Below are 16391 nucleotides of genomic sequence, written 5' to 3'. Positions count from 1 at the left end.
CAGAAATCGATAGGGCGCCAACCAAGGGCAACTGACGTTTTGTACCAGCGCCGAAGCGGAAAGCTTACGAGCGGCTCTCCACCTCGGCTTCCGCGTTTCCCCCCAGATCCGGGACAATCGCGGATTGAACGGCTTCTTGGATTTTCGGAAACTCAGCGGCGCCCACCTGGCCGTTCCAGGCCTTTTCCGGGTCACCTTCAATCGAAAGAGACACGAGACCGGCTTTAAGAGTTGACCCATGGCATCCGCCAATCTGCCTCATCAACTCAACAAGCCCCAGACCGCCCGTTACCTGCTCAAGCTGATCAAGGTTTTCCATGGTGGCGCACAAGATAAGTTTCTCACCCGCCACCGTCACAGCGACTTCGCCACGCGATTTGTTCGGCTTCCTCATGTTTCAGCCGTGAACGTAATTGCGCCAGTCATGGTGATCTCGCAAGAAAATTCCATGGTTCCTTCGACTTCACCGGAAAATTCAAAGCTGCCGATCAGCGCCGCACCTTCAAACATCCCCCAGCCTGGCACGACAACCTGAATATTCTGTGCGGATTGCTGGCGCGTCGCATTCATCAGGAGCAAATTTTGCACATCTTCGGAACTCTCACCTGACCCGGAAAACGTGACTGTTTGGATGCCATAGTCGCCGGAATAAGTGACGGTGTTTCCCGGAGACGCACAGTCCGGCGTCGTGGTGTCCACGATATTGTTGTTGATTGTGAAATTGCGGGCACGGAACCCGCAGCCATTGGTGAACGCTTCCGTTGGCGTCGCACCATCTCCGATTTTCAGGAGCAGCAAACGACCTTTGCTAGCCATGATTCAAGCCTCTCGACAATAGATCCGAAGGGTTGTGACGCCGTGCCGGGTTTTCCCGTCCGGATCGTCCAGAATGCGTCCGCTTTCAACGAACACGTGACACGACACCAGACCGGAAACGGTCAGCGCCGTATTGTGAAGAGCGCCATGAATGGCGCCCATAATCTCTTTGATTTGCTTCTGCCCACGCGACCGCGACCACGTATGCAGGTTCAGGATTTCCTGCGATCCATCCGCACAGCTGACGTCATCTTGCAGCGATTGCCCGTCTTCACCGATCTGCACATACGGGAAATCGTTTGCCTTAGGACGCTCGATCCGGTGATCGACAATCTTCACCACATGGGGAAGCGCAGCGGCCACAAGTGCGGCATATACCGCCTGTTGTAGCGGCCAGACGTAACTTGTCACGACTTCAGCGCGTCCTTGACCGCCTTGTTCACGGCTCGGCGCATGCGCCCGCCGACGCGTTTTTTCAACAAACGAAGCAGCGGCAGCATGTGCGGCTGCGCGGCTGTGTCCACCGTACCGAATTCAAGAAAGTGCCAGATCCAGTCCGCGAAGATCCCCCACGCACTGACGACCTTGGAACCGGCCTTGACGGCCCCGAGGGAAAACGAACGCGTCGCGCCAACTTCAGTATCAGTTACACGTTTCGCATTGATAGAGTCGCGATAGTCCCCTGTTCGCACAGGGGCAACACCTTGAGCAAAGGCAACGAATTCGTGCGCTGACTTTTCCTGCATCTTGTCCAATTCACGATCGACATTCGGAGCAACCTGCCGAATGCGCTTCATGGACTTGTTCAATCCGCGCACATTCATTGAAATGCCGTCAGCCATCAGGTTGCGACCCCGCGCTCGACCACGAATTCAAGGTCTTTTTTCCGCTGATCGGGATTTGTGACAGAACGGATGTTGTAAGGCTCACCATCAATCAACACGCGCGCATCAGAGGCAAAACCGATGACATCGGAAGAATAGCGCACATTTAAAGTGCCCCCGACCGGCGCTTCGATCCGCCCGCCTTGCACCTTCTCACGCCCGAACTCTGGAAAGAACGCACCCCAGACAGTCACGTCACCGCCCCAGGTGACGTCAAACCCACCGCCACCGTCTGACACTTCCGCCGCCACCTGAAACGTCACGCGCTCGTTTCGCCTCGCAATGCGCATCAGACGCCACGCCGATAGTTTACAAGAAGGTTTTCCCAGCCTGTCAGGCCGCCCATTTTTCCTGCCTCGCGATGCTCAAACCGCGTTGCAATTTGCTCGTAAAGCGCAAGGCGCACGTCAAGAGGCAATTCCGCGTACCCGGCCTGAAGACGGGCAGTCACACGAGACCCGGTTTCTATGCTTGGCCAAGAAGCCCCGACAGGTAGTCGAATTTCGGCGTCCAGGCCATTCAAACGCAGCTCGTAGGCTGCGGCATCGAGCGTTTGCGAAACACCGTCTGGATCGACATAGGAAATCGACTGAACGGCGTCCGATGCAAGCGGCCCAACAGGCAACCGGCAAAGATCGCCCCAATCATCACAGAGCACATCGACTGTGCGTTGCTGCAGATAGATGTTGCAGTAGCTTTCCGCCGCACGCGTGACCTCCGAGATCAGGTCTTGAATAAGCGCGTCTTCGTCGCTTGCATCTTCACGCAACCGAGCTTTGACATCACTTAGACTTACAACCAAGCCACTGGCCGCAGTTATCACGGTCGGCGCATACCACATTAGCTGCGCGTCTCCGGAGCGGCTGACTGGACGGCCTGCTCATTGCCAGTAGGCACAGACTTCAACTTCAATGCATGGATTTCGGCTTGAAGCGATCCGACAGTTTTCTTCAACGCGTCCCGCTCTGCGGTCGCCTTTTTGAGCTGCTCTTTCACAGCTACAAGGCTATCGTCGCGTTTGGTTGTCTTTTCAGCCAAACCCGCCTCAACCAATCGCTTGGCTTCTTTTGCGTTGAAACGGTCTGTCTTGTCGCCAATGGACAACGAGAAGTTTTTACCTGCCATTGGGGTCAACATTTTGAGCCAGGGCATTCGGGTCTCCTTTTCGGTTCACAGAGCAGGCGCTCAAAAGAGCGCCTGCCTTCGAAAACCGAAAGTCCTTAGACTGCAGCCATCGTGAGTTTTTTGACGGCATCAGCATCGCCAAGCTCACCGTCGAAACGGATCAAACCCGCAATGCCTACCTGCGGCCAAAAACGCTCGCGAAGTACTCCGACAACCGGCGCACCCACCTTCCGAACGTAGTACTTGCCAAAGTCGCCGAATATCAGCGGCACGTTGCTCGCGCCGAGGTCAGCCATGTGCTGATTGATCGAATAAGAACGACCATTTAAAAGATCCGGCGTACCCGCGCGGACATCGCCTTTTTGCCAAAGATAGTTTCCTTGGCCGTCCTTCAACTTGCGCACCGCTTCGAGCGTATTGTCATTCAGCATGTAACGCACTTTTGGCGCCCGGCGGTAAGCAGGATCAACGGAATGCTCAAGGCTGATGATCTCATCAAAAGTCAGGGCACTCGTTGCTGCAGCCGTCAGGCCAGCACCCGCCGCCGTAACGATACCGTTTGGCGCATTGCTGCCGCTTCCGGTTGTCAGTTGCCGGTTGGCAATACGACCAAGCCGCTCACCAAGCAAATCACCAAGCAGGTTCTCCATGTTGAAAATGGAGTCCATGTCCAATTCCCAAGACCACTTGATAAACGGCGTATTGAACGAATAGGCATTCAGCACTTTCCGGCCGAAGGTCACGTCCCCGCTGTTGTCATCGGCAACGTCATTGCCTTCAGTACGGGCCGCCGCTTCATTCGCCGTATCGTCCACTGTCGGCATCGGAATCGGATTGCCCGAGCCGGTCACCATTTCTGTAGCAACCGCTTCGTCATACATCGGTCCCCACATTTTCATTGTGCGGATAATGACGTTCGCAAGCTCTTCCGGAACGGTGAAGCCACCGGCGGCATCTGAGGAACCAACCTGTGTGCGCGCCTCAAACTTTGTCATGCCTTGACGCAAGACCTGGCGTTCTTCCGAAGTTAGATCCGACGGCGCGACACCACAAACCACTTTCGCGAATGCGCTGCGATAGGTGACTTCAGCGCCTTCATCCGGAGTGTCGACCCCGTTGCCGCTGACATCTGTAAGTGGCCGTTCACGCTCGCGCCGTTCCTGCAACCGCGCTTCTTTGTCGGCCAACTCTTCCTCTCGCTCGAGAAGACCTTCAATCCTGTCGTGTTCAGCCATTGCGGCGTCGTGCTGCTCTTCCAGCTCTTTCGCCCGCGCCTCATCGGTTTCATTGGTGATCTGGTCGAGACGTTCGCGCGCCTCGGCAACAAGCTGCGATTGTTTTTCGCGCAGCTCGACAATGCGATTACTCGGCATGATGCCTTCTCCATTTTCACAAGTTTTGGAAATTGGGCCTTCAGGCGCGCGCCCTAGGCTTTACTCCGGACTTTCATGTCCAGGTCCATTTTCATGCGCAAACGACGCTGCGCCGCGCTGAAATTCTGTTGCTTGCGTTCGCTGCGCGCAGCTTCAAGAGAGCGCATTGCGACACTGGTTCCGTCATAGGCGGGCATTGACACGATCGATACTTCAAAGAGATCAACGTCAAGGATCGTACGTTTCGGCACTTCTCCGGTTTCGTCCCATTCCTGCTTTGTCACCCGAAATCCAAAAGACATCCCGGAAATGTCCCCGCGCTCGATCAGCGTTTTGACATCGCGGCCGTCTGACGTGTCCGGCAGGTCAATTTCAACGGAAAGACCTTTGCTGTCCTCTTCAAGCCGCAAGGTGGAAGATGACTTGCGGCCTAGGACGCGCCCCATGTCATGGTCAAAAAACGCTCTGACGTCATGCTCTTTGATGGAACGATCAAAAGCTCCAGGCGCAACCGTCTCAATGAACCAGCCACCTATGTCGGCCTCTTCATTGAAGACCGCCGCATACCCGGCAACGGTCATTTTTCCATCATCATCAGCACGGGACTCAACAGCTCGAACCACGCACCGCGTTTCGGTTTCAGGCTTCCCCGTCATTGTCACCCTCGTTTTCTGAAGAAAGGTTTTGATCTTTTCCGGCGGACGTCCCAAGCGGTACCGTAGCGCCCTGGATATGCAGCAGATCCGCTGCCGCGTCGTTCACTTTCGGCAAGCCGCGCTGCTCCCTCGCCTCGTTTGGCGTATGAACACTGCCTTGGACACCGCGCACCAGACCTTCCATCAGGCTTTTGAAATCGCCACGCAGCAATCCGTCGAGATCGTGACGCACAAACCGTTTGCCATTCATCCGGCCGAACAATTTCAGGTTCAATTCACCCTCAAGTGCCGTGCACCATTGCGCCACGAGGTGCTTGACCAGATGCAAGTCATTTTGCTCGACATTCGAGAAGGTGGCGCGGCTGAGGTCCTGTAGGAAATTGGGCGGCATCTGATAGACGCGAGCAATTTCTTGAACCTGAAACAGACGCGCTTCGGTCATTTGCCCCTTTTCGGGATCGAAACCGATCTGACTGATCTTGTATCCCGGCGGCATCTGGAACATCGGTTTTCCGCTCTCGCGAGCAACATCAATGGCGCGTTTGATGTCATCAATGGCGCGGCGCATTGTTTCTGCGTTGGCCGGCATTGGTCCTTCGACTGCGAGGGGCGGAATTCCGCCACCGGCAAAGAAGTTTGACCCGTAATCATTCATTGAAAGGGCAAGCTGAATTGCCCTTTCGCCAAGCGCGATAGGGCCGCGATGCTGGACGCCGTTCGGCTTCAACATGAACGGTATGTCGATGACGTCGCTGGCCGGATACCGCCGCCCATCAAAGAAGTAGAAGAGCTTCAAGCCCTCGCGGCGCACACTGACCTGCGTCGGGTCCATCGGCCAGAGAGCTTCGACGGCGCTTCCGCTTCGCTCGATCCAAAGAAGGCCACGGCCACCGGTAAAAACCTGCTCCCAAAGATAACGCCGCAATTTCGACGTATCCATTTCATCATTCGGGTTTTCTTCCAAGATCGTCTGCAGCTTACCGCTGAGACGTTTAGGCCCGCTTTCGTCGCGCTTGAACACCTGCAACGGAACCGTTGCAAGCGTGCGAGACAGAAACAAAACTGCCGCCTGAACAGCTGGCACTTTGAGTGCGGTTTCGATCGTGACATGCGGAACACCGCCGCCCGACAGACCAAAGAACTCAAGGAAGTTTTCCGAGCTGACTTTGACGGTCGGATTTTCGATCGTCGCCGCACGCTTTTCTCGCCTGCGTCCAAGTCCGAATAATTTCATCATGCCACCAGGGAAAAGTCCGGGTCATCCCACGGACAGGATGCGGAAGACCCGGCCGCGACCGGGCCGACTTCCATCAGTTTGACTGCGTTGAAAAGAGCGACCAGCGGGTCAATCTTGGCTTTGCCTGCCGTCTCTTTGGTGATCAAAACCGCATTGCCGCGCTGCTCGGCGCGCGCATTGCCGACACTCCATGACAAGAGCCCCTGACCGCCATGCCAAAGCGTGCCGTCTTTCAACTTGCGCTCAATACCCCAGACCGCCGAGGAAAGCCGGTAACCCTGACTGACACCGGTAACAAGGTCGCCGCCGATGCCGCACCGCGCCAGCTCATCAACAAGGGCCGCAACGCCCATCGGATCGAGGCCAACACCATACTTTTCTGGAAGCAAGCCACTTTCAAGGACCCGCTGGCAGATCTCCGAAACACCCTCAATGTCGCTGGTCGCGTCATCGCAAAAGGTCAGTTCCTTGGCGTTTTCAAAATCGGTGAGCGATTGTGCAACTTCCTTGCGGATCAAAAGCACATCGCGCTGCGCCCAGGCATGAGCCCAGCAAAGCCAATTCTGCGTTTCCTTGTGGCGCCCGAGCACAGCCAGGCCGAGCAGATCGTCGAGCCCGCCGCCATCGATACCAATTGTGACGACTTCGGATTTCTCCAACAGGATATCCAAGTCAGCCAATTCGGGCAGCTTCTGCTTTGCCCAATAGTGCGACCCGCGCCAACCGCCAAGAGACTGACCGATTTCAACGTTCAGGTGCTGTGAGGCAAACAGGAGAAGCGCCGCCATTCCTTTGGCTTCTGCCTTGGTCAGCTCATCGCGCAGAAACCTTTCATCGACAGACCGGTTGAGATTTGGGTTGACCATCCCCCAGGTCTTCGGGTCACGCCAGCCGTTGTCATTGGCAACTTCAAACGGCAACTCATAGAGAATTGGAAGCAATGGCAGATCAAGCTCGCCGTCACGAACCTGCCGGGCAATGTCCAACTCTTCTTTGAAAACACCGGCGGGTGGCGCTTTGCTCTGCGTCGTGATCTGCAGCAAAAAACCATCTGGTCGAGCTGCAAGTGATCCCCTGATTTCAACGAAGACATCTGCCGCCTTGGACTTCATTGCGAACACGTGTGTTTCGTCGATCAGAATGAAAGTCGCTTTGGAGCCGGTAATAACATCCGCTTCCGCTGCCTTGATGATGATGACCGCGTTGGAGACCCGGTGCGTAATTGTCTTCTGGTGGGTCTGCGGATGGAACACCTTGTCCAGTTCAGGATCGAGACGAATGATTCCGATTGCCTGCTTGTAAGCGATTTCCGCAATCTTCTTTGTCGGCGCGATCAGCAACAACTCCGCTTCTGGCCTGATGTTCAAGATTGCTGCCGTGACCATGATGGCAGCCGCGATCGAGGACTTACCGTTTTTCTTTGGCACCAACAGGAAGAACTCGCGCAACATGCGACGCCGCGTTTTGACGTCGAAAGATCCGAAGATTGCCCGGACAAGAGAAAACACCCATTCATCACAAACATCGCCGTAAGTGGGCGTGCCGATGATGTCAGGAACCCGCAGCCGCTTGAAGACACGCAGCGCACGTTCCGCCTCATCGGTGAAAAGTGGTAGGTCCGGAATCAGCGGCTCGCGGCTCACAATCCGCTTTTTCCAATCCGGGCATGCGGTCGACCACGAACCCGGATCTTTGATCTGCGCAGCGGCGTTCAATTCACGGCACCCCGAAACGCCAGGTCCGCGCCCCAATCGCCGCCGTCTGACATGGCGCGCTCCGCATCTGCCTGCGCCTGTTCTTTCTTGCCAAGTTTGCGCGGCGCATCGTCGTCGCTGTCATCGGCAGGTGGCTCCGTCTGCATGGCTCGAAGATCCGCGTCGAGTTTCATCATGTCGTTGCGATCAAGCAGTTTCTCAAATTCCTTGAAGGCTCCAACATTGCCGGACATACCCAGCTCCCAAAGCTTCATGGCCTTGGCCGCTGTCATCATGTCGCGCTGGAACTCACGCAGTTTGAGCACCTGAAAATAATTCCGGCGCATGGTCGGCTGTGAGATCCCAACGGCCCGTGCAATCCGCTCATTGCTCCAACCGAAGGTGAGCAACATCTTGATTTTATTCTCTATTTCCGCCGACTTTTGGTGCTTCGGGCGACCGGCCTTTTTCGGTGCTGTCACCAACGGGTTGCCGAACAGGTCAAAATCTTGGTCCATCGGAAAAAAATCTCCGCGTGACAGCATCACCGGTAGAACGTCGGGGGTTGATCCAGAGATTGACCCACCCCCTGCCTATCCGTCAGGCGATCCCGGTTGCGCGACGCTTTCTTGCTTCTGCTGTTTTCTGCTGATGGTGCGCGTGGCAAAGCAACTCGATGTTGCTGCGATCGAACGGCGCACCGCCGTCTTTCAGCTCTTTGATGTGATCGGCAATGACACGGTTTGTTGACCCGCAACGCTCACACTTGCTGCCGCGCTCACGCTTCACATCAGCCGCAAACTCTTTCCATTCCCTCGACCGGTAGATACTGGTCGTCACTTTCGGCATCGACCGAACACGCGACGGAACACCACTAATCAAGGGCTTAAGGTTTGTGAGTTTTGCCATCCATCCAGACACGAAAAAGGCCCGCAACGCTGCGAGCCGCATTTGAAGTGATTTCGACGCTTTCGCCATATGAACCCATCGCGCCGACACGGCACCTGATCGTCAGGCGGCTTATGTGTGACTGGGTCCTGCGTCCAGGTCGCATGTTTGGTGTAGCAGCTCTGGCCGCCCAAGCCCTGGAGATCCACGTGGATTTGTCCTGCGATAAAAATGGTCAAACAAGATCGAGCTTGTCAACCGGCACAGTGACAACGGTTGTTCCTCCAAACGCATCAACTGCAACTTTTGCTTCACCGCGCTTGTCGTTCAATTCTTCAATCACACCGTGCTTGAAATTCATTGCGCCTGAGACGATGACGACACCGCTGCCAATCTCAAACCCATGACCAACAACACTTATTTTGCCCAACTGCGCCTGCTGCGCTGCCTCAGCAATCAACGCGATCTGCTTGCGCGGCACATAGTGCGGCGCCTTGTCTTCACGGTAAGAGAGGATGCATTCAACACCGTCGCAGGTGCGAATTGCGGCTGTGGATATCAGGTCACGCCGCGCCAGTCCGACAAAGACATAACGTGCAAACATGGGCCGTGAATTGTCGATTTCGCATTTGCTGCGACCCGCCTTGCGCGTATCCGGCACCATCGGCAGATAGGCAACCAGGCCCTTTGCCCGCAGCCCCAACGCCGCCCGCTCTTCACATCGCGGGTTGGTCTGGATCGCCAGCCAGTCAAGCGGCGCATGCAGCAGCAACGACCGAAGCAAACCGAAATCCTGTTCCAGCGCCTTGTTGCCGATATTCGGAGCACCTTTGCTCATTCCGCCGCCTGCCTTTCTGAGATGGATGCATGCTGATTTTCGAAACGCGCCATTGCTGCCCGCACTGCGTCACTCGCGCTGTCATAGGTGTCGGCCTCGCACGGCGAATCCGGTAGCCACACCCAATCCGGGCAATCGCGATCCTCGCCAAACCACGGCCAGCCACGCTCGGCATGCAAGCCCTTCCAGGCGCTCCACAGCTCCGACCCTTTGCCCACCTGGCCGAACAGATCCGCCAGGGGCGCCAAGGCTGGGTCTTCGGTCGTGCCGTGTTTTTTGCGAATAGCGCGCTCATGCAGCGTGTTCACACGTGGCCACCCGCAGCTGACCAGCTTCTGCCGCATCAGCTCGGCGGGCTGGTAGATCCCATCGGCGACCATCCGCTCTTCCGCACTGGTGAACCTCGGCGCTGGACCGTACGGCTCGCGCATCAGGTCGGCAAAGCGGATAGCGCCCCACATCTTGCCGAAAGGCGCGGCAACTCTCTGCGCTGCCTGCTCTCCTGCCAAATCGAAATCAGCAGGGATATCTTTCCAGAGTTTTTGAGACAGATAGGTTGTCGGTGCGGGCACATGGTCCTTTCCCTGACTTTTCAAAAGCTTCAACCAGACCTCACGCTTGGCGATGGCTTGATCCTGTTCTTCTGCGCTCAGCTGCTCAAAGACGGATCGTGCCCGCTGCTTGGGCATGCCGTGCAACTGCGGCCAGTCTTTCACCAGCTTCCAAAACAGCTTTTCAACCTTTTTCGAAGATCGAGCTTCAAAATCTCTCTCTCCGCGCGCCTGCGCGTTTCCTGGTTGAGTTACTGGTTCTCTTACAGGGTTAGTGTCCAAATTCTGGACACGGGAATCGTCGTTTTTTGGACACGGCTTTTCGTCATTTTTGGACACGGGTTCGGCGTCATTTCCGTGTCCAGTTTCTGGACACGGCAACGGCCCCGCATCCCTTTTGTCATCATCATGTTTCTGTGGCGTGAAGCCGTCCTCGAAAGCCAACAGATAACGCGTGTTTTCCTGCTTGAATGTCCTGCTGTTGCGCGACTGAATGCGCCGGATCAACCCGCGTTCCTCAAGCAACTTAAGGTGATTGTTCAGGCTTGCGCGGCTCATCTCACAATCGTGTGCAAGAAGTGCTTGAGAAGGGAAACACCCGAATTCCCTGTTATGCCGGTCTGCAAGATGCCAAAGGACGACTTTGGTTGCTGGCTTCAATCCCCGCTGCTCGACCGCCCAATTGGTTGCTTTATGGCTCATTCAGCGCCCTCCAACTGGAAATCGCACCCCAGCTCGACGGACATCAGCCCGCCGATGCCCTCGGCGCGGATTAATCCCGCGTTTCGCAGCTCCCAGAGCGAGGCAACGGTCGCAAACCGGTCAAGCCTGGCCTTGTCGCAAACCAGCTGTGTCGGCACGCAGAACCCGCCCTGATGATGGACGCTGGCGAGCACAGTCAGCACGGCCCGCGCCGCATCGCCGCGCACGGGCTGCATAAGTGCCCAATCAAGTGCAAAATCGCTCACGCCGCAGCCCTCCCCTTGCCTGCAACCGGCGAACACGTCAGGTTGCGTATGGAACGGGGGACAACTGCATGATCAAAAAACTTGACCCGGACACCTTCGCCAAGGGCATCATGGTCCTTGCAATTTTCGGAGGCGGGATTCTTGTCGGCGCAGCATTCGGCGGAATCGAGCCCTTTCGCCAATGGATAAGCGCTCTGAGCGGGTGGTATGCAGGAGGAGCTGCTCTTTGGATCGGCCTCACACAGATCAGGCCGCTGCTTGAACAGATTAGTATTTCCAGTCGCGAAGAAGCAAGACAGTCCCTTGGAGAACTTACACAACTTGAAACGAGCTTGGAATTTACCGTTCTTAATGTGACGCGGGCGACTGACCCACTCACCAACACAGATCAAATAATTGGGGCGTCTCTGCAAATTGACGGCACCCAAGACCTCATGCACAACACACTCATTGCAAAGAAAAATGCGCTCCAGGACACCATTGTGCAGGCAAAAATAGACTTGAAGACCGCTCAAATTCCACCGGTACATTTCAAGGTATTTAATGGGCGTCGAAAGGAGATTTTGCGCGCCCTGAGCGAATTGTCGAACTCTGCGAGACGCATGGAGGACTTCAGCACAAAGGTAATATCGAACTACTCCTTTCATGCAGAGTTGCCGGACCTCGCAATCGCCAACAAAAAGTTTGTTGAAGCAATGAATTCTAGAGCTGGGCTTGAAAGGCAGAGCAATTTGCAAAACAGGCTCGACAATTTGAGCATCATGATAGGACGCACTCAATCTGAGATACGAAGCGTGATTGAGAATACCGCCGAAAAACATCACATCTCCCCATCAGCTGACGACTGACCCGCACAGCGGTTCGCGTATTTCAAAAGCACATCGGCATGGCAGGGCGCACCGGGGGCACACCAGCAGGCAAGATCTTTGTCGGTCAGCTCATGCACCGGCAGCGTGGGAATCGTGAGCAGCTCGAAACACTGACACACGTCCTCCGCGTCCATCGGCACACCAGGCGCACCGGGCATGTCATCACCGATCCTGAACGGATTGCCCCACTTGGTGGACCGGTCCACCTTCACCGCCTCCGGCGCCTCACACCGCCAGGGCTTGTTTCGCGTCATTTGAATGCGTTTTGGGGTCATAAGCCTTGCACCAGTTCAACGATTGCGATGCCAGCCCAGGCGATAATGAGTGCGGACAACGCGAGTGACAGACGCTTCGGCTCGCCGCGACGCACAAACAAGCACCCCAAAATCAAGCCCAAAGTAAACGCGTGAAAAGCAAGTGCGATCATTCCGACACCACGCCATAGGTGTCTTCCGAACCATCTATGTAGATGACTTTCGCAATCGGCTTGCCGTTCGGCCCGATGAATTTCGCTTCTGCCACAACGCTGCAATCGACTATCGAAAGCTCCAAAGTCGCAAGAACCAGTTCATTGGGGGAGAACTCAACCCGAGCGCGCGTAATGCCAGGGATCTCAACACCTTGAACGTCAAAAACCTGCGTTGTGCGCCCTGTACCGCCTGAAACAATTTTGACTTTCATGACCGCACCTCCGGAAACCCGTCATGCGTCACGCCGTCGAGCGTTCGCCCGGCAGCACCCTTGCCAACCTTCTGAAACGCAAAGTGCTCTAGTCCTTCGGCAACAAAGCCGAGGCCATCATCCCAGGTCGGGTCGGTATCCCAATCGCTTGGAAACAGAATGTGATGATCTTCACACTGACCGTTTTGCGCTCTCCAGCAGGGGCCGTGCGCCGGTTCCCATGGCAGGTAAGACCCCCACTGCTTGAACAAAAACGGCACCTCAGCCGCTGCGCATTTGTCGCGCAGGTCCCGCACCCATTGCGGGTGCATGGGCCGTGCCTTCCGCCCGCTCTCGCCACCGGCAATCACCCAATGCAAACCGTCAGCAAAAGGTGCTTTTCGGAACTGCTTGCAAGCGCCGCCTGGCCAACTCGCTTGCTTCGAAACGCGTCCATAGTTTGGGCAGCGCGTGAACCCGTGCGGATGACCGCAAACACACTTTGCAGGATGCCCGGCACGATACCCAAGCAAGAACTCATGCAGGTTGACCGGCCCCAACAACGGCTCAGCCGACAAGAACCGCACGGCCGCAGGCGTATCCAGCAGATACGGAATCCGCGTGTCGGCAGTCACCTGATCCTCAACAGAGACCCCAAACCACACATTCGGCAAGGGCCACTGTGCAGCCCCAGCATCCTCATACGCGCGATTTCCGACAAGCCAGCCCCCTGCATCCCCAAGGCGTTCCCATTGCAACGCCTCATCTGTGAAAGCGGACACATACTTTTTCATCCGCTCCGGCCGCTTGGTCAGCACCTGAAACGTATGCTGCGGGCACAGCGCCATAACGGCGAAGATCTTGTCGATCCAGTCATCCGGAACGTTTTCATGAAAAAGGTCCGCATGCGCACAGACAAAAATCATGCGCGGCTTGCGCCATCTGAGCGGCTGGTCAAGCCAGTCATCATTGAACCGAACCTTGCCGTTGAACTGCACCACACCAGCCGCACTTTTCTTCGTCAGGCCCACCCGTGAGGGATGGTTTTTCAGCCGCGTTGCCGCCAGCTCGGCCGCATAGCAAAAGCGGCACCCCTCCGACATCAACGAACACCCGGTGATCGGGTTCCACGTCGCATCCGTCCATTCGATCTTGGAGTGATCAGCCATCACGAATCCCCCTTGTCCGGCGCCATGCCGAGCGCGTGTACGTAAAGGTCAAAGACGGCGTCTTCCGCTTCGCGTTTGTGCGGCTCTTTCCGCCGCCAGGAGACAACGCGTTTCAGAATCTGCTTGTCGAAGCCTGCCGATTTCACTTCGGCGTAGATGTCTTTCAGGTCGTCGTTGAGGGCCTTCTTTTCTTCCTCAACACGCTCGATGCGCTCGACAAACGCCTGCAACTGTTCGGCCGCAACGCCGCCCGGATCGCTCATTGCAAATGACCTCCGTCTTTTCCGTCGCTGTTGGTCTGAGCCGACGCCTCATAGGCTTCCTGCATCGCCTCGAACGCCTCGGACAAAAGCACCCCGTTTGTCTCAGCAGCGATACCCGCCGCGCCCAGCAACAAGAGCGCCGTTTCTTCCGGGTCCTGCCCGGCAAAGCACCCAGCGGCATAAATCAACGCTGCCAAGCGGGTTGAATAGTCATCGCCCTGCGCGCTCATCACGCCACCCTTTCTTGAAAACGGAAATTGTCGTTGCGCTCGCCCAAGGGCTTTGCCACTGGCAGACCCGCAAAGGGGGATGATCCCAACGGCCAGAAACGCGGCACTTGGCTTTCCTGCGCTTCAGCAAAGTGGAAGCGGTACCAGCCGCAGCTGTCTTTCTCTGCGTGGTCGGTGCCCGGTATCCATTGCAGGCGCGGTACCGGCACGAAGTCGGTCAGGTAGCCGTTGATCAGCGGCGCGGCACGCTCTGTGAAAAGCCAGTTGCCGTAAAACAACAGCCAGGTCGGCGCCATCTTTGCCCACCGGCAAATCAGCTCTTTCAGGATCGCGAAGGTCCAGGGCGGATTGGCGATGATCGCATCGGCCCCGTTCAGGTCCGAGAAAGAAAGATCACGCCCGTCGCGCTGGATCACATGGCCCTGGACGCCCGGCAAATCCGGGTCAACCTTGCGTGTCATTTTCGGCTCAAGGTCATACCGGCCAAGGCAGGTCAACCCCGCCCGCGCAAGCGGCCCCACCAAGTGACCCCAGCCCCAGCACGGATCGATAAAGCTGCTGATCCGCTCCCACCTCAAAAATGGGATCAACGGCGGCACGGCACGCGGATCAATCGTGCAATAAAGGTCCTTGTCGACCCTTGGACGGCTGGAGCGTTTACCCATCGGCCAACGCCTCCATTCGGCTTGTTTCATGGGTGTATTCCCGTGAAACATCCTGAACAAAGCGCAACGGGTCGAGCCGATAGAGCTTGCAAAGGATCAACACTGTTTCCGCGCTGGCATAGATATCAGGATGAGCGCGCTCTGCCCGGCTGATCGTCGCAATGCTGATACCCGTGAGCGCATGAACCGCCCGCATGTTCAGGCCGCGTTTTTCACGCTCACGCAGCAGGGCTTCACCCAGCTTTTCCCGGTCCAGCCGCATCATGCCGCTTTGCTCCTACCATCCACGCGCCGCCGCGCGTCTTCAATTGAGATTGGCGCAGCCCCTGCCCCCAGCCCGCGCCCTGCCCCGGACACCGATCCGGGGTCAAAGTCGGCCGTAGGGTCCACCACCAGCACGGGCTGTCCGTGCTTTTGGGCCAACTTCAACCCGTTCCAGGCGGCAAGCCGTGCTTGCGTGTCCTTGCTGGAAAACCCGCCTGCCAATGCCGCTGACGCTGTTGTCAGCGGCAATCCGGTGTCAGCGCTAATCATTTCGGCAATCGCGGCAAAGGAAACCGGCGCGCCCTTGCCGCGCAGCCGGTGCTGCCCCCGCGCCCAGGAGTAAACGCGCAGCGTCTTGCGGATCTCGGCGCTCATCGGATCGCGCCCCGCTGCAAACGCACCACCGGCAGGCCGTTGACCATGTCGGAGCGCACGCCGTATTCAATCGCAAAGCCCGGATCGCGCGGCGCAGCTTCAATCACTTCTGTTGAAACGATCATCTGCCGCGCCATCCAGAATTTGCGGATTGTGTCAGCGGCCTTCACCGCCTGACGGTAGGCGGGCACCTCTTCACTCGTCACCGGCATCGGCATCCGCCTCCAATTCACTCAAAAAACTGATGTCGCGGCGCAACTCGCGCATCGCCTGTTCGACGGCCAGAAAGTTGGTCTTGATCCGCTCCAAAAGATCGGGATAGGCAACGCCCTTGCGCATGCGCGCACGCGACAAACCGCGCCTGCGTGCAAGCACGCGCGCATAGTTTTGACCAACGCCGTATTTGGCTGCGATGTAGCTTTCGCTAGCGCCGCTCATATAGTCGCGCAACACCGCGTCCTGCTTCTCGCGGGCCAGCTTTCGCGGAATCGGGTTGCCCGGCTTGGGGCGCGGCAGCGTCCGGCCCACAAGACTGCCCGTCACAGGAAAGGAAGGATCTGCGAGGCTCATGAGGGTGTCGCCCTTTTCGCTTCGGCCAGTTCCGCCAAAAGGTCGGCGGCCATGGTCACGTCGTTGCTGTCGTCGATGAAGGTTCGGGCGGTCTGAAGCGCGGACTTGGTGTCAAAGACGTCGTCGGACATCTGACCAAGAGTGACACTCGCCTTGGCCGCACTGGTCTTTTGCGCCGCAATGCCGCGCAGGCGGCCCGCCAAAAGCACCAACTGCTCACCGCTGCACTTGTCCAGAAGGCTCATACCGCAACCCTCCGCTCGACTTTTGCGAGTGGATTTGCTCTAGTGCATCCA

The 16391-nt window shown here is 57.0% G+C and carries 28 protein-coding genes; 1 reads left to right on the top strand and 27 read right to left on the bottom strand.

The window, feature by feature from the left end; genetic code table 11:
* Positions 1–64: 64 nt before the first annotated feature.
* The 16 genes from FIV00_RS14735 to FIV00_RS14660 all read right to left on the bottom strand — a co-directional run bounded on the left by FIV00_RS14735 (position 65) and on the right by FIV00_RS14660 (position 11030).
* Positions 65–394, bottom strand: coding sequence for a hypothetical protein (locus FIV00_RS14735; RefSeq protein ID WP_152501456.1), 330 nt, complete (start codon positions 392–394; stop codon positions 65–67).
* Entirely contained in the window at positions 391–816 is a 426-nt protein-coding gene (locus tag FIV00_RS14730) for a phage tail tube protein (protein ID WP_152501455.1), read from the bottom strand. The genes FIV00_RS14735 and FIV00_RS14730 overlap by 4 nt, the downstream gene beginning before the upstream one ends.
* Positions 817–819: 3 nt before the next feature.
* Positions 820–1227 (bottom strand): DUF3168 domain-containing protein, encoded by a 408-nt coding sequence (locus FIV00_RS14725; protein WP_173005997.1) that lies wholly within the window; start codon positions 1225–1227, stop codon positions 820–822.
* Positions 1224–1658, bottom strand: a complete 435-nt coding sequence (locus FIV00_RS14720) for an HK97-gp10 family putative phage morphogenesis protein (RefSeq protein ID WP_152501453.1) — start codon at positions 1656–1658, stop codon at positions 1224–1226. Before FIV00_RS14720 ends, FIV00_RS14725 begins: the two co-directional genes overlap by 4 nt.
* Positions 1658–1990, bottom strand: a complete 333-nt coding sequence (locus FIV00_RS14715; RefSeq protein ID WP_152501452.1) for a phage head closure protein — start codon at positions 1988–1990, stop codon at positions 1658–1660. Before FIV00_RS14715 ends, FIV00_RS14720 begins: the two co-directional genes overlap by 1 nt.
* On the bottom strand, positions 1990–2541 hold the full coding sequence (locus tag FIV00_RS14710) for a phage head-tail connector protein (RefSeq protein ID WP_152501451.1): 552 nt from the start codon (positions 2539–2541) through the stop codon (positions 1990–1992). The genes FIV00_RS14715 and FIV00_RS14710 overlap by 1 nt, the downstream gene beginning before the upstream one ends.
* Positions 2541–2852 (bottom strand): hypothetical protein, encoded by a 312-nt coding sequence (locus FIV00_RS14705; protein WP_152501450.1) that lies wholly within the window; start codon positions 2850–2852, stop codon positions 2541–2543. The genes FIV00_RS14710 and FIV00_RS14705 overlap by 1 nt, the downstream gene beginning before the upstream one ends.
* 68 nt (positions 2853–2920) lie before the next feature.
* Complete coding sequence (locus FIV00_RS14700; protein ID WP_152501449.1) at positions 2921–4198, bottom strand: phage major capsid protein; 1278 nt, start codon at positions 4196–4198, stop codon at positions 2921–2923.
* A gap of 53 nt (positions 4199–4251) precedes the next feature.
* Positions 4252–4854, bottom strand: a complete 603-nt coding sequence (locus tag FIV00_RS14695) for an HK97 family phage prohead protease (protein ID WP_152501448.1) — start codon at positions 4852–4854, stop codon at positions 4252–4254.
* Positions 4838–6091, bottom strand: a complete 1254-nt coding sequence (locus tag FIV00_RS14690) for a phage portal protein (RefSeq protein WP_247649387.1) — start codon at positions 6089–6091, stop codon at positions 4838–4840. The genes FIV00_RS14695 and FIV00_RS14690 overlap by 17 nt, the downstream gene beginning before the upstream one ends.
* Entirely contained in the window at positions 6088–7734 is a 1647-nt protein-coding gene (locus FIV00_RS14685) for a terminase large subunit (RefSeq protein WP_247649386.1), read from the bottom strand. Before FIV00_RS14685 ends, FIV00_RS14690 begins: the two co-directional genes overlap by 4 nt.
* A gap of 68 nt (positions 7735–7802) precedes the next feature.
* Positions 7803–8303, bottom strand: coding sequence for a hypothetical protein (locus FIV00_RS14680; RefSeq protein ID WP_152501446.1), 501 nt, complete (start codon positions 8301–8303; stop codon positions 7803–7805).
* A gap of 82 nt (positions 8304–8385) precedes the next feature.
* Positions 8386–8763 (bottom strand): HNH endonuclease signature motif containing protein, encoded by a 378-nt coding sequence (locus tag FIV00_RS14675; RefSeq protein WP_152501445.1) that lies wholly within the window; start codon positions 8761–8763, stop codon positions 8386–8388.
* A 145-nt stretch (positions 8764–8908) separates the two neighbouring features.
* Positions 8909–9511, bottom strand: a complete 603-nt coding sequence (locus FIV00_RS14670) for a transcription termination/antitermination NusG family protein (protein WP_152501444.1) — start codon at positions 9509–9511, stop codon at positions 8909–8911.
* Positions 9508–10764 carry a helix-turn-helix domain-containing protein gene (locus tag FIV00_RS14665; protein WP_152501443.1) on the bottom strand — a complete coding sequence of 419 codons (1257 nt, stop codon included), beginning with the start codon at positions 10762–10764 and terminating at the stop codon, positions 9508–9510. The genes FIV00_RS14670 and FIV00_RS14665 overlap by 4 nt, the downstream gene beginning before the upstream one ends.
* A complete protein-coding gene (locus tag FIV00_RS14660; RefSeq protein WP_152501442.1) occupies positions 10761–11030 on the bottom strand; it encodes a hypothetical protein in 270 nt (89 codons plus the stop codon). Before FIV00_RS14660 ends, FIV00_RS14665 begins: the two co-directional genes overlap by 4 nt.
* A 68-nt stretch (positions 11031–11098) precedes the next feature.
* On the opposite strand from FIV00_RS14660, the gene FIV00_RS14655 reads away from it, so the two are divergent.
* On the top strand, positions 11099–11878 hold the full coding sequence (locus tag FIV00_RS14655) for a hypothetical protein (RefSeq protein WP_152501441.1): 780 nt from the start codon (positions 11099–11101) through the stop codon (positions 11876–11878).
* Here the strand turns inward: FIV00_RS14655 and FIV00_RS14650 are convergent.
* From FIV00_RS14650 to FIV00_RS14600, 11 genes are all read right to left on the bottom strand, one after another.
* Entirely contained in the window at positions 11851–12174 is a 324-nt protein-coding gene (locus FIV00_RS14650; protein WP_152501440.1) for a DUF4326 domain-containing protein, read from the bottom strand. The genes FIV00_RS14655 and FIV00_RS14650 overlap by 28 nt on opposite strands.
* A 148-nt stretch (positions 12175–12322) precedes the next feature.
* Complete coding sequence (locus tag FIV00_RS14645) at positions 12323–12580, bottom strand: hypothetical protein (protein ID WP_152501439.1); 258 nt, start codon at positions 12578–12580, stop codon at positions 12323–12325.
* On the bottom strand, positions 12577–13728 hold the full coding sequence (locus tag FIV00_RS14640; RefSeq protein WP_152501438.1) for a DUF5131 family protein: 1152 nt from the start codon (positions 13726–13728) through the stop codon (positions 12577–12579). Before FIV00_RS14640 ends, FIV00_RS14645 begins: the two co-directional genes overlap by 4 nt.
* Positions 13728–13991, bottom strand: a complete 264-nt coding sequence (locus tag FIV00_RS14635) for a GapR family DNA-binding domain-containing protein (protein WP_152501437.1) — start codon at positions 13989–13991, stop codon at positions 13728–13730. Before FIV00_RS14635 ends, FIV00_RS14640 begins: the two co-directional genes overlap by 1 nt.
* Positions 13988–14221, bottom strand: coding sequence for a hypothetical protein (locus FIV00_RS14630; protein WP_152501436.1), 234 nt, complete (start codon positions 14219–14221; stop codon positions 13988–13990). Before FIV00_RS14630 ends, FIV00_RS14635 begins: the two co-directional genes overlap by 4 nt.
* Positions 14221–14886, bottom strand: a complete 666-nt coding sequence (locus tag FIV00_RS14625) for a hypothetical protein (protein WP_209006932.1) — start codon at positions 14884–14886, stop codon at positions 14221–14223. Before FIV00_RS14625 ends, FIV00_RS14630 begins: the two co-directional genes overlap by 1 nt.
* Positions 14879–15151 carry a helix-turn-helix domain-containing protein gene (locus FIV00_RS14620; protein WP_152501435.1) on the bottom strand — a complete coding sequence of 91 codons (273 nt, stop codon included), beginning with the start codon at positions 15149–15151 and terminating at the stop codon, positions 14879–14881. Before FIV00_RS14620 ends, FIV00_RS14625 begins: the two co-directional genes overlap by 8 nt.
* The gene (locus FIV00_RS14615) at positions 15148–15525 is read right to left on the bottom strand and encodes a hypothetical protein (protein WP_152501434.1); all 378 of its coding nucleotides are present in this window, start codon (positions 15523–15525) and stop codon (positions 15148–15150) included. The genes FIV00_RS14620 and FIV00_RS14615 overlap by 4 nt, the downstream gene beginning before the upstream one ends.
* Positions 15522–15737, bottom strand: coding sequence for a hypothetical protein (locus FIV00_RS14610; RefSeq protein ID WP_152501433.1), 216 nt, complete (start codon positions 15735–15737; stop codon positions 15522–15524). Before FIV00_RS14610 ends, FIV00_RS14615 begins: the two co-directional genes overlap by 4 nt.
* Complete coding sequence (locus FIV00_RS14605) at positions 15721–16095, bottom strand: hypothetical protein (RefSeq protein ID WP_152501432.1); 375 nt, start codon at positions 16093–16095, stop codon at positions 15721–15723. Before FIV00_RS14605 ends, FIV00_RS14610 begins: the two co-directional genes overlap by 17 nt.
* The gene (locus FIV00_RS14600; RefSeq protein ID WP_152501431.1) at positions 16092–16340 is read right to left on the bottom strand and encodes a hypothetical protein; all 249 of its coding nucleotides are present in this window, start codon (positions 16338–16340) and stop codon (positions 16092–16094) included. The genes FIV00_RS14605 and FIV00_RS14600 overlap by 4 nt, the downstream gene beginning before the upstream one ends.
* Between the last annotated feature and the right edge of the window lie 51 nt (positions 16341–16391).

The sequence above is a fragment of the Labrenzia sp. THAF82 genome (genome assembly GCF_009363435.1).
Classification (GTDB): domain Bacteria; phylum Pseudomonadota; class Alphaproteobacteria; order Rhizobiales; family Stappiaceae; genus Roseibium; species Roseibium porphyridii.
This window is presented reverse-complemented; position numbering and strand designations above follow the sequence as displayed.